At 53.3% G+C, this 21,655-nt stretch carries 21 protein-coding genes; 13 read left to right on the forward strand and 8 right to left on the reverse strand.

Annotation, left to right across the window (positions count from 1 at the left end; all coding sequences use genetic code 11):
* Positions 1-136: 136 nt before the first annotated feature.
* From speFL to kdpF, 7 genes are all read right to left on the reverse strand, one after another.
* Positions 137-241, reverse strand: a complete 105-nt coding sequence (speFL, locus tag NA197_RS10355; protein WP_015632840.1) for a leader peptide SpeFL — start codon at positions 239-241, stop codon at positions 137-139.
* Between the two features lie 277 nt (positions 242-518).
* Positions 519-1,196, reverse strand: a complete 678-nt coding sequence (kdpE, locus tag NA197_RS10360; protein WP_000186053.1) for a two-component system response regulator KdpE — start codon at positions 1,194-1,196, stop codon at positions 519-521.
* Entirely contained in the window at positions 1,193-3,877 is a 2,685-nt protein-coding gene (gene kdpD / locus NA197_RS10365; protein ID WP_438796686.1) for a two-component system sensor histidine kinase KdpD, read from the reverse strand. Before kdpD ends, kdpE begins: the two co-directional genes overlap by 4 nt.
* On the reverse strand, positions 3,874-4,458 hold the full coding sequence (gene kdpC, locus NA197_RS10370) for a potassium-transporting ATPase subunit KdpC (RefSeq protein WP_024137244.1): 585 nt from the start codon (positions 4,456-4,458) through the stop codon (positions 3,874-3,876). Before kdpC ends, kdpD begins: the two co-directional genes overlap by 4 nt.
* A gap of 8 nt (positions 4,459-4,466) precedes the next feature.
* Positions 4,467-6,515 carry a potassium-transporting ATPase subunit KdpB gene (kdpB, locus tag NA197_RS10375; protein WP_000088026.1) on the reverse strand — a complete coding sequence of 683 codons (2,049 nt, stop codon included), beginning with the start codon at positions 6,513-6,515 and terminating at the stop codon, positions 4,467-4,469.
* Between the two features lie 20 nt (positions 6,516-6,535).
* Positions 6,536-8,215: a potassium-transporting ATPase subunit KdpA gene (gene kdpA, locus NA197_RS10380; RefSeq protein WP_079849400.1), complete on the reverse strand. Its 1,680-nt coding sequence runs from the start codon at positions 8,213-8,215 to the stop codon at positions 6,536-6,538.
* Entirely contained in the window at positions 8,215-8,304 is a 90-nt protein-coding gene (gene kdpF / locus NA197_RS10385; RefSeq protein WP_001670793.1) for a K(+)-transporting ATPase subunit F, read from the reverse strand. Before kdpF ends, kdpA begins: the two co-directional genes overlap by 1 nt.
* Positions 8,305-8,640: 336 nt before the next feature.
* Here kdpF and NA197_RS10390 point away from each other — a divergent pair, with 336 nt between their 5' ends.
* The 5 genes from NA197_RS10390 (at position 8,641) to phrB (ending at position 14,060) form a co-directional block, all read left to right on the forward strand.
* Positions 8,641-8,847, forward strand: coding sequence for a YbfA family protein (locus NA197_RS10390; protein WP_000401433.1), 207 nt, complete (start codon positions 8,641-8,643; stop codon positions 8,845-8,847).
* Positions 8,848-9,186: 339 nt separating this feature from the next.
* Complete coding sequence (gene tssD, locus NA197_RS10395; RefSeq protein ID WP_064043600.1) at positions 9,187-11,181, forward strand: type VI secretion system tube protein TssD; 1,995 nt, start codon at positions 9,187-9,189, stop codon at positions 11,179-11,181.
* Positions 11,178-11,840, forward strand: a complete 663-nt coding sequence (locus NA197_RS10400; RefSeq protein ID WP_064043599.1) for a DUF2931 family protein — start codon at positions 11,178-11,180, stop codon at positions 11,838-11,840. The genes tssD and NA197_RS10400 overlap by 4 nt, the downstream gene beginning before the upstream one ends.
* A 3-nt stretch (positions 11,841-11,843) precedes the next feature.
* Positions 11,844-12,524 carry a DUF2931 family protein gene (locus NA197_RS10405; protein WP_438796687.1) on the forward strand — a complete coding sequence of 227 codons (681 nt, stop codon included), beginning with the start codon at positions 11,844-11,846 and terminating at the stop codon, positions 12,522-12,524.
* 114 nt (positions 12,525-12,638) lie between these two features.
* On the forward strand, positions 12,639-14,060 hold the full coding sequence (gene phrB, locus NA197_RS10410; protein ID WP_064043597.1) for a deoxyribodipyrimidine photo-lyase: 1,422 nt from the start codon (positions 12,639-12,641) through the stop codon (positions 14,058-14,060).
* A gap of 38 nt (positions 14,061-14,098) precedes the next feature.
* On the opposite strand, the gene NA197_RS10415 is transcribed toward phrB, so the two are convergent.
* Entirely contained in the window at positions 14,099-15,580 is a 1,482-nt protein-coding gene (locus NA197_RS10415; protein ID WP_064043596.1) for an MFS transporter, read from the reverse strand.
* Between the two features lie 328 nt (positions 15,581-15,908).
* Here NA197_RS10415 and ybgI point away from each other — a divergent pair, with 328 nt between their 5' ends.
* The 8 genes from ybgI (at position 15,909) to NA197_RS10455 (ending at position 21,592) form a co-directional block, all read left to right on the forward strand.
* Positions 15,909-16,652 (forward strand): radiation resistance protein YbgI, encoded by a 744-nt coding sequence (ybgI, locus tag NA197_RS10420; RefSeq protein ID WP_000798844.1) that lies wholly within the window; start codon positions 15,909-15,911, stop codon positions 16,650-16,652.
* Positions 16,653-16,667: 15 nt separating this feature from the next.
* A complete protein-coding gene (pxpB, locus tag NA197_RS10425) occupies positions 16,668-17,324 on the forward strand; it encodes a 5-oxoprolinase subunit PxpB (protein WP_001188371.1) in 657 nt (218 codons plus the stop codon).
* Positions 17,318-18,250, forward strand: a complete 933-nt coding sequence (gene pxpC / locus NA197_RS10430) for a 5-oxoprolinase subunit PxpC (protein ID WP_000932044.1) — start codon at positions 17,318-17,320, stop codon at positions 18,248-18,250. The genes pxpB and pxpC overlap by 7 nt, the downstream gene beginning before the upstream one ends.
* Entirely contained in the window at positions 18,240-18,974 is a 735-nt protein-coding gene (pxpA, locus tag NA197_RS10435; protein WP_001017908.1) for a 5-oxoprolinase subunit PxpA, read from the forward strand. The genes pxpC and pxpA overlap by 11 nt, the downstream gene beginning before the upstream one ends.
* 323 nt (positions 18,975-19,297) lie before the next feature.
* Complete coding sequence (locus NA197_RS10440) at positions 19,298-19,429, forward strand: hypothetical protein (RefSeq protein WP_001521652.1); 132 nt, start codon at positions 19,298-19,300, stop codon at positions 19,427-19,429.
* Positions 19,430-19,488: 59 nt separating this feature from the next.
* Positions 19,489-20,055: a tyrosine-type DNA invertase gene (locus NA197_RS10445; RefSeq protein ID WP_000824704.1), complete on the forward strand. Its 567-nt coding sequence runs from the start codon at positions 19,489-19,491 to the stop codon at positions 20,053-20,055.
* A gap of 459 nt (positions 20,056-20,514) precedes the next feature.
* Complete coding sequence (locus NA197_RS10450) at positions 20,515-20,850, forward strand: hypothetical protein (RefSeq protein ID WP_001182680.1); 336 nt, start codon at positions 20,515-20,517, stop codon at positions 20,848-20,850.
* A 1-nt stretch (position 20,851) separates the two neighbouring features.
* Positions 20,852-21,592 (forward strand): hypothetical protein, encoded by a 741-nt coding sequence (locus NA197_RS10455; protein WP_001194237.1) that lies wholly within the window; start codon positions 20,852-20,854, stop codon positions 21,590-21,592.
* Positions 21,593-21,655: the final 63 nt, after the last annotated feature.

Here is a 21,655-nt window from a genome sequence, read left to right on the forward strand (position 1 = left end):
AACCACATAGTTAGCTGGCTGCGCGTAAAGGAATTACCGTACTGTCGCTTTTAACAATTCGAGTTATTTAGGCAATAGACCTGAATGACATAAGGGTCGGAAAGACCTGTATGCTGAAGTACCCGTAGCAGAAAAACTACCGGGCATTAAAGAAATGAAAGTCGAAACTATTACGGTGGGCAAACATCATAATATGCGTTGTCCGCCTTATATGGGGCATAAAACGATTATTATTTTCCATTTTGAGATCCTTTCATTGATTTATTGAAAGCATGGATATTTTATCCAGGAAGCGCCAGCAATCTGTGAACCAGATCAACAAAAAACGATCATTTGAAAAATAATTAGTCGGCGATTATGCATATCGTGCTGTGAAATAACGGATTGTTTCTTAAATGTTAATTATATGTTTTTTATATCCTCTATAAAATATAATATCGCCGCGAAAATAATTATTCGCGACGCCGAAAATAAATGACATAAAAATTAGAAGTTATTTAAAAATAATGAATAGCTATTCACGGCATAAAGCGATAGCCAATTCCGGTTTCGGTAATAAAATGGCGTGGGCGGGTGGGATCTTGTTCCAGTTTCTGGCGTAAATGTCCCATATAGATGCGCAAATAGTGGCTATGCTCCACGGCGTTAGGGCCCCAGACCTGGTTTAATAACTGCCGTTGGGTTAATACCTTGCCGGCATTATTGAGTAATACCGCCAGCAGGCGGAACTCAATCGGCGTCAGATGGATTTCTTCGTCGCCACGGTGGATCAACCGTGCGGCGAGATCGACCGTCACGCCGGAAAAGCGGACGATCGGATCGGCGCAAGGGCTGGCGGCGTGCCGTCGCAGCGCGACACGCAAACGCGCCTGCAGCTCGCCAATGCCGAATGGCTTGCTCAGGTAATCATCAGCTCCGGCGTCAAGCGCGGCAATCTTATCGCTTTCTTCGCTGCGGGCGGAAAGGACAATCACCGGTATTGCGCTCCACTGACGCAGGTCGCGAATAAAATCGATTCCGTCGCCGTCCGGCAGGCCGAGATCGAGAATAATCAGATCGGGCTTTCGCGTGGCGGCTTCCAGTAAACCACGTTGTAATGTTTCAGCTTCATACACGCGCAGGCCGTCGCCTTCCAGCGCGGCGCGCAGAAAGCGGCGGATGGCCTGTTCATCTTCAACAATCAGAACGTTTGTCACATATCCTCATGAAAATCATCAAGTCCAGGTGGCTTTCCTTGCGGCAGCGTCACACGGAAACAGGCGCCGCCCTGCGGTCGATTATAGGCGGTAAGCGTGCCGCCGTGTACCTCTACGATAGCATGGCAAATCGCCAGCCCCAGCCCCACGCCGGGGACGGCGGACTCTTTGTTGCCGCGGGCGAATTTATCGAAAATCTTCTGTTCTTGCCCCGCAGGAATACCCGGCCCGTTATCCCAGACATCCAGTTGTAAACGATCGTCCTTAACCGCAGCATCAATGCCGATACTGGCCTGCGGCCCGGCGTACTTAACGGCGTTTTCCAGCAAGTTGATCAGGACGCGCTCAAATAAGGGGCCATCGACATGGATAAGCGTTAACTGTTGCGGCAGCGACAATGTAATCGGATGCAATAAACCCGGCTCTAACATCTGTAACGCGCTACCGACGACCTCTTCCAGCGTCAGCCACTCTTTTTTAAGATTAAACCCGCCGGACTGAATACGCGCCATATCCAGCAAATTATTCACCAGCCGGGTGGTGTTGAGAATATGCTGGCGGATTTCACTGGCCTGACGCGCGTGGGGCGATCCTGCGCTGGCTAAATCCAGCGTCAAAATTTCCGCCTGGCCGAACAATACCGTCAGCGGCGTGCGTAAATCATGCGACAGCGCCGCCAGCAGAGCGTTGCGAATACTTTCGCGCTCGCTGGCGAGACGCGCCTGTTCTTCGCTGGCGGTCAGCGTCAGTCGTTCCAGCGCGTTGGCGACAAGCAGAGTAAATGTTTCCAGCAGGCGTTGCTGCTCCGGCACCATTAACTGACGCAAATTACCCGGTTCGACGATAGCCAGACCGTACGTTTTATCGGCGCTTTTCAGCGGCAGGATTTGATAAGGCACGCCAGGGAGGGTATCGGTGCCTGCGCCGGCAGGCTGGCCTTTATCAAAACTCCAGCGCGCAATTGCGTCGTCCCACGGCCTCATGCCTTGCTGGTGGGTGAGAGGCAGCAACTTACCGTTAGTATCAGGTAATAAAATTTGGCTGCGCGCCTGAAACGTCGAGGCGATAAACCGCTCGCTGGTCGCGGCGATATCATGTTCGCTACGCCCGACGGCCAGCGCTTTAGACATTTCATATAAATGACGGGTACGCTGTTCCCGATAACGGGCGACGCGCGCCTGATAGCGCACCCCGGCAGTAAGATTGCCAATCACCAGACCAACCGTCAGCATCACGGCAAAGGTCAGCAAATACTGCACGTCCGAAACGGCGAGCGTACCGCGTGGCGCGATAAAAAAGAGATCGAAACTCGCCACGTTAATCACCGTCGCTACCACCGACGGCCAGCGTCCGTAAAGCAGCGCAATCACCACTACGCCCAGCAAATAGAGCATCACCAGATTGGCGGCGTCGAAGGTGACAAGCCACTGCATAGCGATAAGCGTGGTGATGGCGCAAAGCGCCACGGCGACCAGACAGCCCTGAATCTGCCCACGCCATTTCTCTTTAAAAGGTCGGTTATCAGGCGTTTGCGCCAACGCGCGGGCAGGCGGTTCTTCCAGCGCGACGATCACCTGATCGAGATCCGGCGCGCGTCTGGCAAGACGATCGGCGAAAGCGTCACGTCGCCACCAGCGTCGCGACGCCGGGCGGCCCATGACGATTTTCCCCAGATTGTGCTCGCGGGCATAGCGCACGACCGCTTTCTCTTCGGCGGGATCGGACAGGGTGGCGGTTTCCGCGCCAAGCTCCTGCGCCAGGCGCAGCGCGCTTAAAATAGCCCGCCGTTGTTTTTCCGGTAAGCGGTGTAACGTTGGCGTTTCGACATAGACGGCGTGCCAGACGCTGCCGAGCCGGGAGGCCAGACGCGCCGCGGTACGCACCAGTTTTTCGCTGCCGGTGTTATGCCCGATACACAGTAAAATCGCATCGCGGGTATGCCATACTTTTTCTTCGCCCGGATGCGCGCGCCAGGCGCGCATCTGATCGTCCACGCGATCGGCTGTCCGGCGTAGCGCCAGCTCGCGGAGGGCGATCAGATTGCCCTTGCGGAAAAAATGTTCAATAGCGCGTTCCGCCTGGCCGGCGATATACACTTTACCTTCGTTGAGCCGTTGGCGCAGATCGTCGGGCGGCAGATCGACCAGTACGACTTCATCGGCGGCATCAAAAAAGGGATCGGGGACGGTTTCGCGCACCTGAATCCCCGTGACGCCGCTCACCACATCGTTCAGACTTTCCAGATGTTGTACGTTCACGGTGGTGAAAACGTCGATTCCCGCTTCCAGCAGCTCTTCAATATCCTGCCAGCGCTTAGGATGGCGTGAGCCAGGCGCGTTACTGTGCGCCAGCTCATCCATTAAAATCAGCGCCGGACGCCGGGCGAGGGCGGCATCCAGGTCAAATTCGCGAATTTGCCGCCCCCGGTGCGAGTGACGTTTTGGCGGCAGAATGGTCAGCCCGTCAAGTAGCGCGGCGGTCTCTTTACGGCCATGCGTCTCTACCACGCCGATCACCACATCCAGCCCCTGCGCTCGCAGCCGCTGCGCTTGCGCCAGCATCGCCCAGGTTTTTCCGACGCCTGCGCAGGCGCCGAAGAAAATTTTCAACTTCCCCCGGTGGGGCGGGGGCGTTTGTTCCAACAAGCGATCCGGATCAGGACGCAAGGGTTCGTCGTTCATTTCGCTCTGTGTCCCTGTAGCGCATCCAGCGCCAGATTAAGCTCAACAATATTCACCACCGGTTGCCCAAGAAAGCGCGCCAGCGGCCTGTGCGTATATTCTGCAACCAGTTGCGCGACCTGTTCAACGGGAAGCTGGCGAGCCGCCGCCACGCGGGGGATTTGCCATGCCGCGGCGCCGGGCGTCAGATTATTATCCAGCCCGCTTGCCGAGGCCGTCGCCAGCTCAACCGGAACCGCGGAACTCGCCTGGGGGTTAGCGGCGCGTAGCGAGGCGACGCGGGCCTGTATTTGCGCATCCAGTTCGGGATTGCTGGCGGCCAGGTTGCTTCCGCCCGACGCCAGTGGATTATAAGGCGTATCGGCGGTGGCGGAGGGCCGGCCATGAAAATAGCCCGCGGCGGTAAACGATTGTCCGATAAGCGCTGAGCCGCGTATCACATTGTCTTTATGAATCAGCGAGCCATTAGCCTGCCAGGGAAACCACCACTGCCCCAGCGCCGTGGTCAGAAGCGGATACACGCCGCCGGTCAATAACAGCAGAAATAACATTGTCGAAAAAGCAGGACGTAAACCGATCATCATACACCTCACGCCAGACCCAGCAGGGTCAGCAGCACATCAATCACTTTGATACCAATAAACGGCACCACCAGACCACCCAGACCATAGATCCATAAATTACGGCGCAGCATGGCCGATGCGGAAAGCGGCTTATAACTCACGCCTTTTAATGCCAGCGGGATCAGAAAAATAATAATCAGGGCGTTAAAGATCACCGCGCTCAGAATGGCGGAGTTCGGCGAATGCAGCCCCATCACGTTGAGCGCGTTTAGCTGCGGATAGGTAGCGGCAAACGCGGCGGGAATAATGGCGAAATATTTCGCTACATCATTCGCGATACTGAAGGTGGTGAGCGAGCCGCGCGTCATCAGCATCTGCTTACCGATATGCACCACTTCAATCAACTTGGTCGGGTTAGAGTCCAGATCCACCATATTACCGGCTTCTTTCGCCGCCTGGGTGCCGGAGTTCATCGCCACCGCGACGTCAGCCTGCGCCAGCGCCGGGGCATCGTTAGTGCCGTCGCCGGTCATGGCGACCAGCCGTCCTTCCGCCTGATATTGACGGATCAGCGCCAGCTTGGCTTCCGGCGTGGCTTCGGCAAGAAAATCGTCCACACCGGCTTCGGCGGCAATCGCTGCCGCCGTCAGGCGGTTATCGCCAGTGATCATCACCGTTTTAATACCCATCTTTCGCAGCTGGGCGAAACGTTCTTTAATGCCGCCTTTAACGATATCCTTGAGGGCGATAACACCCAGTACGCGTGCGCCTTCCACGACCACCAGCGGCGTCGCGCCCAGACGCGCCACGTTCTCGACGTTTTGCTCGACATCGGCGGGAAAATGACCGCCATTGCTCTCGACATGACGCCGAATCGCGTCCACCGAGCCTTTACGGATCATCCGGTTATCGATATTAATCCCGCTCATGCGGCTTTGCGCGGTAAACGGAACAAAGGTGGCATGAAGCGACTGCACATCGCGTTCACGCAGGTTAAAGCGCTGTTTGGCGAGGATCACAATGCTGCGGCCTTCCGGCGTTTCGTCGGCCAGCGAAGCGAGCTGCGCGGCGTCAGCCAGCGTGCGTTCGTCCACCCCTCGGGCGGGTATAAAATCGGACGCCTGGCGGTTGCCGAGCGTGATAGTGCCGGTTTTATCCAGCAGCAGCACGTCGACATCGCCCGCGGCTTCTACGGCGCGGCCGCTGGTGGCGATGACGTTCGCGCCCAACATTCGGCTCATTCCGGCTACGCCAATGGCGGAGAGTAGCCCGCCGATGGTGGTGGGGATCAGGCACACCAGCAACGCCACTAACACGGTGACGCTGACTGCGTTACCGCCCCAGGCGGAGAAGGGCCACAGGGTGGCGGTCGCCAGTAAAAAGACAATGGTCAGGGCGATGAGCAAAATCGTCAGGGCAATCTCGTTAGGCGTTTTCCGCCGCTGCGCGCCTTCCACCATCGCGATCATCCGGTCAAGAAAGGTTTCGCCAGGATTGACGCTACAGGCAATCACCAGCCAGTCGGAAAGAATTCGCGTGCCGCCGGTGACAGAGGCGAAATCGCCGCCGGACTCGCGGATCACCGGGGCGGATTCGCCGGTAATCGCACTTTCATCCACCGACGCGCCGCCTTCGATCACCTCGCCGTCGCAGGGAATAATATCGCCCGCTTTGACCAGGACAATGTCGCCTTTTCGCAGTTCAGCGGCGGGCACGTTATCGGCCTGCGCATCATGGCGCGGGGCGCGCAGGCGGCGAGCGAACGCGGTCTTTTTCACCCCTTTCAGACTGTTTGCCTGGGCTTTGCTGCGGCCTTCCGCCAGCGCTTCGGCAAAATTGGCGAACAGTACGGTGAACCATAACCACAGACTGATAATCCCTGTAAACAGGGCGCTTCCCGCTATTTGTCCTGTTACCATAGCGAGCGTTAACAGAGTGGTTAGCACGCTGCCGGCCCAGACCACAAACATCACCGGGTTACGCCACTGGGCGCGTGGGCTTAATTTTTTTACGGCATCCGTTAGCGCCTGTACGAGTAAAACAGGTTCAAACAGCGCCAGTTGCTTGCGACTCATATCAATGTACTCCGCATCGCTCAAGGTAAAGAGAAATGTTCCGCTACCGGGCCAAGCGCCAGGGCAGGAATAAACGTCAGCGCGCCGACCAGCAGTACCGTGCCGATGAGCAGTCCAATAAATAGCGCGCCGTGGGTCGCCAGCGTTCCCTGACTGGCCGGCTGTACTTTTTTACTGACCAGCGATCCGGCGATGGCCATGACAGGAATAATCACGCCGAAACGGCCGACGAACATGCAGAACGCCAGCAAACAGTTCCAGAAAGGCGAGTTAGCGCTCAGACCCGCAAAGGCGCTACCGTTGTTGTTGGCGGCAGAGGAGACGGCATATAGCACTTCGCTAAAACCGTGCGGGCCAGGGTTCAGCATTGCGCTGCGTCCGGCATCCGTCATCATCGCCAGCGCCGAACCCAACAAGACCAGCATCGGCGTGACCAGAATCGCCAGCGCGGTCATTTTCATTTCGCGCACGTCGATTTTTTTCCCCAGATACTCCGGCGTGCGACCGATCATCAGCCCCGCGATAAACACCGCCAGCAGGACAAACAGCAACATGCCGTACAGCCCTGAACCGACGCCGCCAAAGACCACTTCGCCAATTTGCATCAGCCACATCGGCACCATACCGCCCAGGGCGGTAAACGAGTCGTGCATGGCATTTACCGCCCCGCAGGACGCCGCGGTCGTGACGACGGCAAACAGGCTGCTGGCCAGCACGCCAAAGCGTGTTTCTTTACCCTCCATGTTGACGCTACTGTCCGCGCCTGCCGCTAACAGATGTGGATTTCCCTGAACTTCCGCCCACATCACTACCGCTACGCAGACCACAAAAATGCATGACATCGCCCACAGTAGCGCGCGTCCCTGACGGCGATCGCCCGCCGCTTCGCCAAAGGCGAAACAGAGCGCGGCTGGAATCAAAAATATCGCCAGCATCTGCGCCAGATTAGTGAGCGCGGTGGGGTTTTCGAACGGATGCGAAGAGTTGGCGTTAAAGAAACCGCCGCCGTTGGTGCCAAGCATTTTGATCGCCTCCTGCGAAGCAACCGGCCCCATCGGCAAGAGTTGTTTAGCGCCTTCAAGGGTGGTGATGGGCTGATAAGCCGACAGGTTTTGCGGTACGCCTTGTTGGATAAAAAACAGCGCGATAATTAACGCGACAGGAAATAATATCCATAGCGTAATGCGTACCAGATCCTGCCAGGCATTACCCAGCGTGTGCACATTCTGGCGCGTAAAGGCGCGGATAAGCGCAAAAACCACCGCAATCCCGGTCGCCGCCGACAGGAAATTTTGCACCGTCAGCCCGGCCATCTGGCTAAAGTAGCTCAGCGTGCTTTCGCCGCTGTAGGCTTGCCAGTTGGTATTGGTGACAAAGCTGACGGCGGTATTCAGCGCCAGATCCCAGGACAGCCCCGGTAGCCGCTGCGGATTTAAGGGCAGCCACTCCTGCCAGAACAGCAGGCAAAACAGGATGCCCAGTCCCAGCAGATTGAGCGTCAGTAGCGCCAGTAAATACTGACGCCAGTTCATTTCGTGGTCGGTAATGCCAAGAGTCCGCCAGAGGATACGCTCAATGCCAGCCACGCCCGGCAACGGAACGGCGGCGATGAGCCTTGCCAGGCCCGAACCCAGTGGTTTCGCCAGTACCAATAAAATCAGTAAAAAACTGGCGATCAGTAAAAATCCTTGCGCGGCCATCAGAACGCCTCCGCATTAATCAGGGCATAGACCAGATAACCTAAAAGTAAGAAAACCAGCACGATGCCGGTTATCACGCCTGCACTCACAGAGCACCTCCAGTGGCATTGTTTTACTCCTGAGAAAGGTAATTTTTTGGCTGCAAAGATTTCGCAAAAATTGGCGGGCGGAGTGTAAAAAAAGTATAAAAATGGCAAAGACCATTATTTAACTAATGGTTAGTATTAATTTAACCTTTTTGTAACTAATTTACGCTTTGAATGTAAATCTGCTGGAAAAGCGTGAAAATAAGTGGTCGGATGAGTAGTAAAATTACACCGAAAGCGGTACTATTTTAATCAGGTAACGAGGTTCAATTTTTCGGTGCTATTCACCGATTCAATCTATACCGGGGCGGGTAGCGTCGGTATAAAGGGGGGAAACGTATGGAACACTATAAAGACTATCCGGCGCATGTCATTTTTGCCCGTCGTGCTTTCGCGGTGATCGCAGGCGTGCTGGCGTTGCCGGTGATGCTCTTCTGGAAAGACCGCGCGCGTTTTTATAGTTATCTGCACCGTGTCTGGTCGAAAACCAGTGATAAACCGGTATGGATGGCGCAGGCTGAAAAAGCCACCTGCGACTTTTATTAATCGCGACCAGCCTGAAAAACCGTCAGCCGCCACGCTGGCGGTTTTTGTCTATGAGCAATCCGGCGATCTCAGGTTCAAATACCGCAGCAGAGATTTGATATGGTGGGAAAAGACAGCGTAAATTTCAGGACCAATGCTTTGCTTTGTTAAAGGTGTTGGCGCTTTATCCTGCAACTCAAAATATTTAAAGCACATATAAAGTTTGCCAGCATTATCATGCCGGGAAACTAATTCGACAATTCTTTGAAAAATACGCTTTTATTGGCAAATAAAATTTATCTATGTTGTTTATATTTTTATTTGCAATATCCGCATGAAATATAGAAGTGATAAATATATATGAGCGATATTATTTATTTAAAAATAGTCGGCGAACGTCAGGGGATGATATCCGAAGGCTGCGGCAGTGAACCCTCTGTCGGTAATCGTTACCAGACCGGACATGAAAATGAAATTTTTGTTTTTAGCCTGCAGGCGCTGGTCAGCAGTACTGTGGACGGCGTCAACGATCATGGGATTCGCTTTTGTAAGCCGATTGATAAAAGCTCGCCGCTGTTTGCCCAGGCAATAAATAACAATGAGCGTTGCTCTCTGGATTTTAGCTTTTATCGTATTAACCGCTGGGGAAGGTGGGAGAAGTATTATCATATTGAGGTTCGTGGAGCGGGTATTACAACATACTCAATGCATTCCCAAACAGAGGGGATACCTGAAGAACTTATCACAATACATTATGATTATATTCGCTCAAAACATCTGATAGCCAATACGGAATACAGTGTCCTGTTAACGCCAGAAAACTACAATCGACTTTTTCCGGCAACCCTTCCCGTGGTTGAACCACCTGATATCCCTGCAAAAAAACGAGAAATTGTCTTAACCATTGGCGTCTTCTTTGACGGTACGGGGAACAACCTGCTCAACACGAATTTACGGATGCAGAAATGCAATCCAGAAAACTATGGCCTTGATGCGCGGACGTTAACGGAGTTTAACCAGCGTTGTATAAAGAAAACGGGCTTTGACGGAACGGAAGCAGGTAGTTATCTGAATTATTATACGAATATTTACTGGTTGAATAAGTTGTATCATATAGATGTAAAAATAGATGATGAATTAGTGCATATTCAGAAAAAAATTTATATCGAAGGTATTGGCACCGAGAATAACAAAGCCGATTCTCTGTGGGGGATGGGGCTGGGAAACAACGATACCGGGGTTATCGCCAAAACCGATCGCGCGATGATCCAACTGCGCAGGATACTGACGGAAGTAACTGGCGCTCTTCAGGGCAAAGACATTACGATCGCGGGTTTGCAGTTTGATGTCTTTGGGTTCAGCCGCGGCGCCGCAGCCGCCCGCCACTTTACCAACCGCGTCTTTGAGCAAGATCCTGTGTTGGTCAGGACGATCGCGACCGCTTTTCAGCCCGTTGAATACTTGGGGAAACCGGCAGGTGAGGTGCAATTTTTAGGCCTTTTCGACACCGTCACCGCCGTGGGGGGAATGCTGGACGGTCTTGACCCCCATGACGGTAATAATCTGGCGGTTAAAATAGGTTTACCGCCGGGGGTGGCAAAACAGGTTTTTCATCTGACGGCGATGCACGAGTGCCGTTATAACTTTTGCCTCAATAGCATCAAAGCGCAATGGCCTGAATTAAGCTTGCCGGGGGCTCATGCCGATATTGGCGGGGGATATAACCCGCAGGAAGAGGAATATCTTTTTTTGAGTCGGCCCGCTGTTGAAACCGTATTAGCCGACGTGCCGACAGAGGCGACCCGCGTCTATCAGAAGGCGGTCCAGCAGGCAGACACTTTGCCGTATTACTTTGTGCTGGCGCCCATGTTGCCGTCAGGCGTTATGAAGGTCGAGACCAATACGGATGAAAAGGTGTCGCCGGATCACCTTGGCAATGCGAAAAAGCGCGTAGCCGCTGCGGTCACCTTCCAGCGAATTGTCAGCAATGACTGGTCTAAAGTTGCCCTCAGGGTGATGTATGAGGTCGCCAAAGAGGCTGGCGTTGTGTTTGATGCTATGCAGGAGAATAATGATTATTCCTGGCCGACGGAACTGGATGCGATATGCCAGAAAGCCATATCACAAGCAAAAAATGCCTTTAATGGGGCCAATTCGCTTCAGTTTTCTTCAGATGAGTTGAACACTATCGGCAAGTATATTCACTGTTCGGCCAACTGGAATGCCGTTGATTATCATCTGAAAAATAATATTTCCTCTGCGGTTTCGTCTTCTGAGACATTTAGTTTTGTTAACCGGCCGGATGAAAACTGGACCCGGACCGTTTATGACATGGCAGGGAATCCTCAAAAATGACGCCTAATTTCAGGTTGTTACTGCTGGGCGTTTTGCTGGGGCTGTCGGTTACCGCAACCAGTAAAGAGTTAACTTCGCTACTTGCTCCCTATGATGAGTGGTATTTCAATTTTTTCTATCCAAATGCGTTGCCAGCAGATGTGACTTATGTGGAGTTGCTGGACACGGATGGAATACTGTATCGGTACAGGATGCTGGGAAGCACAAACGCCAGTTCAGCCAGTGTTGGAAAATGGAATGAAGAGGTGATGGGTATCCATTCAGATTTCAATAAGGCCAAAAATCCTCCCCAGGCTATGCATTTCTGCTGGGATTCGATAATCGATAAAAAAGTGTATGAGACGTGGATAACGTTTGGTTATCCGGTCTGGGAAATGATGCTGACCCCTTACCCGTCGCCATGGGATGCCGGCGTACAGGAGTATCACCGTTATCTGGTAATCGGTCTGGCGCCGGAAGGCAGGGTGCGAGTCTGGCTGGTAAATAATGGCAAGCCCAATACGCGATTAACGGAGGACAAAGATATCGTGGTTGAGACGGTATCCGGTGAAAAACTGGTGATGTGCAAAAAAATTACCAACCATAGTTTTAGCGGTGGGTATAACGATTACATCCTTAATTTTATCAAAGATAAAAAATACCCTTACGGTAACTGGTAAGCGATGATGAAAATACAATCCGGCGTGACGACCATACTGATGTTGACGCTTTTGCTGTGCGCAGAAATACCCGTTCAGGCGGCGGATAAAAAGCTGACCTCGCTACTTGCTCCCTATGATGAGTGGTATTTCAATTTTTTCTATCCAAATGCGTTGCCAGCAGATGTGACTTATGTGGAGTTGCTGGACACGGATGGAATACTGTATCGGTACAGGATGCTGGGAAGCACAAACGCCAGTTCAGCCAGTGTTGGAAAATGGAATGAAGAGGTGATGGGTATCCATTCAGATTTCAATAAGGCCAAAAATCCTCCCCAGGCTATGCATTTCTGCTGGGATTCGATAATCGATAAAAAAGTGTATGAGACGTGGATAACGTTTGGTTATCCGGTCTGGGAAATGATGCTGACCCCTTACCCGTCGCCATGGGACGCTGGCGTACAGGAGTACCGCCGTTATCTGCTAATTGGTCTGGCGCCGGAAGGCAGGGTGCGAGTCTGGCTGGAGAACACTAAAAAGCCCAATACGCGATTAACGGAGGACAAAGATATCGTGGTCGAGACGGTATCCGGTGAAAAACTGGCGATGTGCAAGGGGGTAACCAGATTTAGCCGTGGATATAAATATATAAAAGAAACCGAAGATTTTATCAAAGATAAAAAATACCCTTACGGTAACTGGTAAGGGGAATGGGGCATCCGAAAAAACCGTCAGCCGCCACGCTGGCGGTTTTTTTATGCGCCAGGGTCTACACTGTTTAACGCTATTCGCCGTGACGTTTCATCTTTCAGGAGTTGTATGCCCACCCATTTAGTCTGGTTCAGGCGCGATCTGCGTTTACAGGATAACCTTGCGCTGGCCGCCGCCTGCCGCGATGCATCCGCGCGGGTGCTGGCGCTTTATATTTCCACCCCCGCGCAGTGGCAGGCCCATGATATGGCGCCGCGGCAGGCGGCATTCATCAGCGCGCAGCTCAATGCGCTACAGGCGGCCCTTGCAGAGAAAGGCATTCCGCTGCTGTTTCATGAAGTGGCGGATTTTAACGCCAGTATTGAAACGGTCAAAAACGTTTGCCGACAGCATGACGTCAGCCATCTGTTTTATAACTATCAGTATGAGTTTAACGAGCGTCAGCGTGATGCGGCGGTGGAAAAAATGCTGCCCTCTGTCATCTGCGAAGGCTTTGACGATAGCGTGATTCTGGCGCCCGGCGCGGTGATGACCGGCAATCATGAAATGTATAAAGTTTTTACGCCGTTTAAAAACGCCTGGTTGAAACGGCTAAAAGAGGATATCCCGCCGTGCGTTCCGGCCCCGAAGATCCGGGTGAGCGGCGCGCTTTCTACACCCTTAACGCCAGTCTCGCTTAACTACCCGCAACAGGCGTTTGACGCTGCGCTTTTCCCGGTGGAAGAAAACGCGGTCATCGCGCAGCTACGTCAGTTTTGCGCGCAGGGCGCAGACGGGTATGAGTCACAGCGGGATTTCCCTGCGGTTGAAGGCACCAGTCGGCTTTCCGCCAGCCTGGCGACGGGCGGCCTGTCGCCGCGACAGTGCCTGCACCGATTACTGGCGGAGCAGCCGCAGGCGCTGGACGGCGGACCGGGAAGCGTCTGGTTGAATGAGCTCATCTGGCGGGAATTTTACCGTCATTTAATGACCTGGTATCCGGCATTATGCAAACACCAGCCGTTTATCCGCTGGACAAAACGCGTCGCGTGGCAGGAGAACCCGCACTATTTTCAGGCATGGCAGAAAGGCGAAACCGGTTATCCCATTGTCGATGCGGCGATGCGCCAGCTTAACGCGACGGGCTGGATGCATAACCGTTTACGCATGATTACCGCCAGCTTTCTGGTAAAAGATCTGTTGATTGACTGGCGGTTGGGGGAGCGCTATTTCATGTCGCAGCTTATTGACGGCGATCTTGCCGCCAATAATGGCGGCTGGCAGTGGGCCGCCTCAACCGGTACTGACGCCGCGCCTTATTTTCGTATTTTTAATCCCACGACTCAGGGAGAGAGGTTCGATCGCGACGGCGAATTTATCCGCCAGTGGCTACCGGCATTACGCGATATCCCTGGAAAAGCGATTCACGAGCCGTGGCGGTGGGCGGAAAAAGCGGGAGTCGTGCTTGATTATCCTCGGCCTATTGTGGAACACAAACAGGCGAGAATCGCGACGCTTTCCGCCTATGAGGCGGCGAGAAAAGGGGCGTGATACAGGCCCGGTAGCGCAAACTATCGGGCCTTCTGCTATCAGGATTCGACGGCCAGCGCGCGGCTTTTGAATTTGAAGGACTGATACAGCCAAATCAGCAGGACAACCCCTACGCAGGCTAACGCGCCCCAGGTGATCTGTTCAAAAACATCCACATAGGCGTTGATGGCGTAATTAACCGCGCCGCTGGCGTCGAAGGCGCTTTGCGAGGTCTGGTCAGCGATGACGCCTGCCAGATAGTTAGCTATCGCGCCGGACAGCAGCATATAAATTCCGGTTAATACGCCGGTGACGCCGGGGATATCAATGCGCGTAATTTGCGACATGGCGACCGGGTCGATAAATAGCTCGGCAAAGCCCATCACCGCCAGTCCCAGCACCATTAGCGGCATTGAAGAGTGTCCGTAAGCGGCGGACCAGCGTGCGCTCAGGGTCAGAATACAGAATCCGGCGCTCATCAGACCGAGACCCAGCGCGAATTTGCCCCAGATACGCACGGTGCGATTACCGCTTACGCTCTCTTTAACCAGCCAGGCCAGGACGACCCCACACAGCATCACGGCAAAGGCGTTCACCGACTGGAACATGGCGGTAGGAACGGAATAGCCCAGAATATCGCGGTTCACAAAGCGGTCGATATACAGGCTGATAGAACTGCCGTCCTGCTGGGCAAACGCCCAGAACAGCATACTGAACAGGGTCAGGGTGACAATCAGCCCCAGTTCTTTGCGCTGTTTGGCCGTTTGCGCCTGGCGATAAATTTTTGCCAGCACGACCAGGCCGATCGCGGTCGCCACGATTAAGGCATAGACAGACCATTCTTTCCAGAACAGAACGGTAATCAGCAACGGCGCCGCTACCAGCAGAATTAACAGCCAGCCCCAGTTCGGCAGCAGGTAGTTTCTGGCGCACAACACGGCTTTATTCACGCCGGTGGTGTGGGTGAAATGACGATTTCCACACAGGAAGATCACCAGCCCCGCCAGCATACCAATGGCGGCGAGCGCAAAGCCCATCGCCCAACTGTACTCCTCTTGCACATAGCCGCAGGCGATAGGCGCCACGATCGAACCAATATTGCCCGCTGCGTAAAGCAGCGAGAACCCGCCGTCGCGGCGCGGATCTTCCGGCTGGTACAGTTCGCCCAGCAGGCAGCTAATATTCGATTTAAACAGGCCGTAGCCGCAGACAATGATCGCCAGCGACAGATAAAGGAATGTCGGCGCGATCTCACTGGCGCCCAGCACTAAATGACCTATAGCCATTAAAAATGCGCCCAGCATGACTGCCATTCGGTTGCCAAGCACCTTATCCGCCAGATAGCCGCCAAGAATCGGCGTTACGTAGACCAGCGAACAATAAGCGCTGAATAACTCATAGGCGTGGTTATCGTCGTATTTTAGCTGATTGGTGAGATAAAGAATCAGTAGGGCGCGCATACCATAAAAGCTGAAGTACTCCCAAATTTGCAGGGCGACAACGTAGTAAATAGCGCGGGGTTGAGATGCTTGTTTATTCATCGTATTTCCGGGATAGAGACGCTGCGGCAAGAAAGCGGCATTCTCAGATAATGCCTTTCTTTGTGGGCTTATTAAGCCTGCCGTATCGCCGTGTTTCCTTAAAGTTACCAACATGATACAGAACTGATTTTTTCTGCAATATGCGTTCTGATTGCATAAATATACATGAAACCGATCGTGTTTTGCTAAGTAATTTGCGCCAAATCCGGGGGTGATTGTTTCTTGATGTGTCAAACAAATGTTTATCGACGAACGGCTAACGGGAGGCTATGTTAACGGAGGCTGAACCCGTAACGGGAAAGTAGAACGTGGGTTAAAGGGAGCGATGATGAAAAACACCGAGCTGGAACAACTGATTAACGACAAGCTGAACAGTGCGGCAATAAGCGATTATGCGCCGAATGGTTTACAGGTCGAAGGAAAAGAGACGGTACAGAAAATCGTTACCGGCGTGACCGCAAGTCAGGCGCTGCTCGATGAGGCGGTGCGTTTGCAGGCCGATGCGGTCATTGTTCATCATGGTTACTTCTGGAAAGGCGAGTCTCCGGTTATTCGCGGGATGAAACGCCGTCGCTTAAAAACGTTACTGGCAAATGATATTAACCTTTACGGTTGGCATCTGCCGCTGGATGCGCACCCTGAGCTGGGCAATAATGCGCAGTTGGCGGCGCTATTGGGCATTACCGTGAAAGGAGAAATTGAGCCGCTGGTGCCGTGGGGAGAACTCTCAATGCCGGTGCCAGGGCTGGAACTGGCCTCATGGATTGAAGCGCGTCTGGGGCGTAAACCGCTATGGTGCGGCGATACCGGGCCAGAGAATGTGCAGCGTGTCGCCTGGTGTACCGGCGGCGGACAAAGTTTCATTGATAGCGCCGCCCGCTTCGGCGTGGATGCTTTTATTACCGGTGAGGTGTCTGAACAGACCATTCATTCCGCGCGCGAACAGGGGCTGCATTTTTATGCCGCCGGGCACCATGCCACTGAACGCGGCGGTATTCGCGCCCTGAGCGAATGGTTGAACGAAAACACGGCGTTGGATGTGACGTTTATTGATATCCCTAACCCGGCATAACTGAGAGGTAATAAAGTGCAGCGAGCGCGTTGTTATCTGTTAGGCGAAACGGCGGTCGTCCTGGAACTTGAACCGCCGATTACGCTGGCGAGCCAGAAACGCATCTGGCGTCTGACGCAGCGTCTGGTCGATATGCCGAACGTGGTGGAAGCCATTCCCGGGATGAACAATATCACCGTGATCTTGCGGGAACCGCAAACCCTGGCGCTGGATGCGATTGAGCGTCTGCAGCGCTGGTGGGAAGAGAGCGAGGCGCTGGAGCCGGACTCGCGTTCGGTTGAGATCCCGGTGATCTATGGCGGCGCAGGCGGGCCGGATCTGGCGGCGGTGGCACGGCACAGCGGTTTGAGTGAAAAGCAGGTCGTGGAGCTACATGCCTCCGTTGAGTATGTCGTCTGGTTTTTAGGCTTTCAGCCTGGCTTTCCCTATCTTGGGAATTTACCAGAACCGCTCCATATGCCCAGACGTGCGGAGCCGCGCCTGCAGGTTCCGGCCGGTTCTGTCGGCATCGGCGGCGCGCAGACGGGTATTTATCCATTATCCACGCCGGGCGGCTGGCAGCTGATCGGCCTCACGCCGTTGAAGTTATTCGATCCGATGCGGGAGCCTCCGGTTCTGCTACGCCCTGGCGATAGCGTACGCTTTGTGCCGCAAAAGGAGGGAATATGCTGAATATTATTCGCGCGGGGATTTATACCTCCGTGCAGGATAGCGGGCGTCACGGCTTTCGTCAGTCGGGGCTGAGTCACTGTGGCGCGCTGGATAAACCCGCCTTTCAGACCGCTAATCTCCTGGTCGGGAACGATGCGAATGCCCCAGCGCTGGAAATCACTCTCGGTCAACTGGTTGTCGAATTTGAAAATGAGACCTGGTTCGCTCTTACCGGCGCAGGCTGCGAAGCGCAGTTGGATGATCAACCGGTCTGGACAGGCTGGCGATTGCCGGTAAAAGCGGGTCAACGTCTTACGCTGCATCGACCGCTTCACGGGATGCGTAGCTATCTGGCGGTGGCTGGCGGTATTGCTGTGCCGGAGGTGATGGGATCGTGTAGTACCGATCTGAAGTCCGGTATCGGTGGGCTGGAAGGACGGCTGCTAAAAGATGGCGATCGGTTGGCGACGGGTAAACCATCGCGACAGTTTAGCGGGCCGCAGGGCGTGAAGCAGTTACTGTGGGGGAATCGCATCCGTGCGCTGCCGGGGCCGGAATACCGTGAATTCGATCGCGCCTCGCAAGAAGCGTTCTGGCGTTCGCCATGGCAGCTCAGTCCGCAAAGTAATCGCATGGGCTATCGTTTGCAGGGACAATCGTTAACGCGGACAACGGATCGCGAACTGCTGTCGCACGGTTTGCTGCCCGGTGTCGTGCAGGTGCCTTACAACGGCCAACCTATTGTGTTAATGAATGATGCCCAGACAACTGGCGGCTATCCGCGCATTGCCTGCATCATCGAGGCAGATATGTACCATCTGGCGCAGATCCCGCTAGGGCAACCGATCCATTTTGTGCAATGTTCGCTGGAGGAGGCGCTCAACGCGCGCCGCGAGCGTCAGCGCTATCTGGAACAGCTTACCTGGCGACTTCAGCATGAACATTGATTTAAATGCGGATTTGGGCGAAGGTTGCGCCAGCGACAGCGAATTATTAACGCTGGTCTCCTCCGCCAATATCGCCTGTGGTTTTCACGCCGGTGATGCGCAAACCATGCTGACCTGTGTGCGCGAGGCGCTGAAAAACGGCGTGGCGATCGGCGCGCATCCCAGCTTTCCGGATCGGGATAATTTTGGGCGGACGGCGATGGTTTTGCCGCCGGAAACGGTATACGCCCAGACGCTGTACCAAATCGGCGCGCTGGGGGCGATTGTTCAGGCGCAAGGCGGCGTAATGCGCCATGTCAAACCGCACGGTATGCTCTATAACCAGGCGGCGAAAGATCCTCATCTGGCACAGGCGATTGCGAAAGCGGTACACGACTATGATCCGTCACTGATACTGGTTGGACTAGCGGGAAGTGAGCTGATCCGGGCCGGTGAGCGCCATCGCCTGGTGACGCGGCAGGAGGTGTTTGCCGATCGCGGCTATCAGGCCGACGGTAGCCTGGTGCCGCGCATGCAACCTGGCGCGCTGATTCACGACGAAGAGCAGGCGCTGGCGCAAACGCTGGATATGGTACAAGCCGGGAGAGTGAAAAGCGTTATTGGTGTGTGGACGACTGTTACGGCGCAAACGGTGTGCATTCATGGCGACGGCGAGTATGCGCTTGCATTCGCTCGCAGGTTACGCGCCGCGTTCAATGCGCGTAATATACACGTTATTGCCTGAGAGCCCGACGATTGAAGCTATTATATTACGGCTGCTAAAAATTATCGTGTTCTGTTCTCTTAATGTCAGGAAGAGGGATTTATTCAATACTATATAAATCCCCTTATAATATATTATTTTAAAAATAACCAAGTGATGCTGTAATAGCCAGTATGATGAGCTTATTGCTGTTAGCAGCAGAGTTTTTGAAAATCATTATGATATTGTTAGCTATCGCCATCTAATCAAACCTCCGGGGCGGGTAAACTACCTGACTCTTTATTACCCCTTTCTGATTGATTTACCTCACGATAGCCTCATTTTTAGCATTTATATTCCTCATCATGACGACTTATCAGGAGATTGAAGCCAGATTGATTCGCTGTTTCACTATCACGTCATGGATAGCGTGCCAGATTGCCAGCTATATGGATTTTAAGCTGTTTACGCATAGCAACTTTTTTAGCGAAAATTAAACTCATCTGATCAGTGATTTTTTAGTATATTACTCATTTTGTTATGATGGATTTGTTTTGTGAAAAGAAAATATCTTACGCAAGAAGAGATTGAAAAACTGCTGTCAGCGACCGACAGAATGCCCTTCCCGGAAAGAAACCGCTGCTTAATCCTGATGGCGTTTATTCACGGCTTCCGGGCCAGTGAGCTGCTGGGGCTGCGCTTGTCGGATATTGATCTTGCAGGAAGACAGCTTTATATCCGGCGCCTCAAAAATGGCTTTTCAACGTGTCACCCCCTCCTTCCCGATGAGTATAACGTACTGAAAAGCTGGCTCAGGGCCAGGAAGTATCTTGAGAAAGGGGCTGACGGAGACTGGCTGTTCCTGTCGCTACGACGGCATCCGCTCAGCAGGCAACAATTTTTTTACATACTTCGTGAGGCAGGGCGGTTGGCCGAATTAACGATAGCGCCACATCCTCATATGCTGCGACATGCCTGCGGCTACGCCCTTGCTGATAAAGGGATTGATACACGACTCATACAGGACTATCTGGGGCACAGGAATATCCAGCACACCGTAAGATACACCGCAAGTAACGCCGGGCGTTTTCATGGAATATGGCGAAAAAAACGTCGAGTATAACCGTACGTTCTGATTCAAAAAGTTAAGTCCGCTTCGCGCTTTCATCATCCTCTCAGATTTACCCCTTCCACACAAGAGTCATGCAATCGTAATCTCTTGCTTATTAAGGAGTTATCCATATAACAATAAAAAAACTAAGGGAAAATTCACCTGGTCCAACCAGCACTATGCTGTATCCATTTTTGTCCTGCCTGCACAAAATGTTAATTTTAAGTGTTAAAAAAATGTATTAAATAATATTTAATGCTGATTAATTATCATATCAAAGAATTAAATCCTTTATTTTACTTTTTGAATCATATTGTTAAATCACAGAGAAATCTGTTCAGGGAAAGCTGATTTACATAATCAACATATAAATCAATAGATTACTGTGTTTTCTATTTGTCATTTTGTACTCCGCACAGGGCAGAATTACCCTGCGGCAGGAGCATTTACTACCAGGGGGACTGACGGCCTGTGCAGCCGAAAAGCAGAACCGGACAGGGTGTCAGAGTGCTGTGTTTAGATAGGGCCAGACGTCATTTTTCATACAGACATGGAATGGCTCCCGGTCCACGAAAGGGTGCGGACATGTTGTTTCCACAACACGAAGCTGCCGTTGCTGGCGCAGTGCCGGGTCGGCAATGGCCAGAGGAGAACAATCTGATGACGCAAGAATATGCGGAAATATCCACCGGAAGGGGGGGCACCAGTAAGTGCCGGTACAGTATGGGGGCGAAAATATTTTTGCTCCTGCTGGCGGTCTCCACCGTCGCAGCGTTGTTCAGCCTGTATCAGGTTCTGACGTACTGATATGCAGACGTTAACCAGAGTACTGCCGCCTCTCCGGCTGATTATGTTTTGTCAGTCAGGCGAAAATCCTGCGCAGTTTCCGGATACCGGCGGCCTTTGCGTGGAGGACTGCGTTCGTCTCAGGACACCAGAAGGGCTGCTGGATCGGTTGCGTCGGTGGCCCGGCGCGATGGTGATATCCGCCGGACGGCCATCAACCCAGCTTCTGCTGTGGCAACAGGTTTTTCAGCGTTATCCGCGGACAGTGGTTTTTTGCAGCAGTAACGCGTTTTTACCGGTTGACGTCAGCGTGGAAGGTTACTTCCGCCATCTGAGGCTGATTAAACGCGCCATGTCGGTAAGGGTTCTGGCCAGAATGGCTGAGCTTGCCATATGGTCATCACTACAGACATCGCCTTACGAGGAGGAGATGAAAAGCGCGTTGAGCGTGCCGGAGCTGGTGATGGAGATAAACAGCCGCACGCTGGTCAGGTTACTGTCAGAGCGTCTGCCAAAACAGGGACGGCGGGTGCTGGGATTACTGTTGTCAGGCTGTAGCCCGGAAATGACGGCCCGTATGCTGGGAACCGGCGTGAGGCAGGTCTGGCTCGCGGAGCAGACGCTGAAACAACGCTGGGATATCCCGACAGGAGTACCGCTATCTGATGCGGTAAGAATAAGGATACCGGACGTCGGCCCGGACATCAGTCAACAGAGTGGGTTGGTAAAAACTGGGGCCGGTAACGCACCGGATTTATGCTGACAGCATATTTACATCATGCCGCGCGGTATTCAGACCCATAATGTTGCGTTCTGAATGAGTTAT

This window comes from Salmonella sp. NW884, from assembly GCF_051700745.1.
Lineage (GTDB): Bacteria > Pseudomonadota > Gammaproteobacteria > Enterobacterales > Enterobacteriaceae > Salmonella > Salmonella enterica.

Coding starts and splice junctions, on each gene's coding strand:
- speFL (WP_015632840.1), bottom strand. CDS start 241: ATGGAAAATAATAATCGTTTTATGCCCCATATAAGGCGGACAACGCAT.
- kdpD (WP_438796686.1), bottom strand. CDS start 3,877: ATGAACGACGAACCCTTGCGTCCTGATCCGGATCGCTTGTTGGAACAA.
- kdpC (WP_024137244.1), bottom strand. CDS start 4,458: ATGATCGGTTTACGTCCTGCTTTTTCGACAATGTTATTTCTGCTGTTA.
- kdpB (WP_000088026.1), bottom strand. CDS start 6,515: ATGAGTCGCAAGCAACTGGCGCTGTTTGAACCTGTTTTACTCGTACAG.
- kdpA (WP_079849400.1), bottom strand. CDS start 8,215: ATGGCCGCGCAAGGATTTTTACTGATCGCCAGTTTTTTACTGATTTTA.
- NA197_RS10390 (WP_000401433.1), top strand. CDS start 8,641: ATGGAACACTATAAAGACTATCCGGCGCATGTCATTTTTGCCCGTCGT.
- tssD (WP_064043600.1), top strand. CDS start 9,187: ATGAGCGATATTATTTATTTAAAAATAGTCGGCGAACGTCAGGGGATG.
- NA197_RS10400 (WP_064043599.1), top strand. CDS start 11,178: ATGACGCCTAATTTCAGGTTGTTACTGCTGGGCGTTTTGCTGGGGCTG.
- NA197_RS10405 (WP_438796687.1), top strand. CDS start 11,844: ATGATGAAAATACAATCCGGCGTGACGACCATACTGATGTTGACGCTT.
- phrB (WP_064043597.1), top strand. CDS start 12,639: ATGCCCACCCATTTAGTCTGGTTCAGGCGCGATCTGCGTTTACAGGAT.
- NA197_RS10415 (WP_064043596.1), bottom strand. CDS start 15,580: ATGAATAAACAAGCATCTCAACCCCGCGCTATTTACTACGTTGTCGCC.
- ybgI (WP_000798844.1), top strand. CDS start 15,909: ATGAAAAACACCGAGCTGGAACAACTGATTAACGACAAGCTGAACAGT.
- pxpC (WP_000932044.1), top strand. CDS start 17,318: ATGCTGAATATTATTCGCGCGGGGATTTATACCTCCGTGCAGGATAGC.
- pxpA (WP_001017908.1), top strand. CDS start 18,240: ATGAACATTGATTTAAATGCGGATTTGGGCGAAGGTTGCGCCAGCGAC.
- NA197_RS10440 (WP_001521652.1), top strand. CDS start 19,298: ATGACGACTTATCAGGAGATTGAAGCCAGATTGATTCGCTGTTTCACT.
- NA197_RS10455 (WP_001194237.1), top strand. CDS start 20,852: ATGCAGACGTTAACCAGAGTACTGCCGCCTCTCCGGCTGATTATGTTT.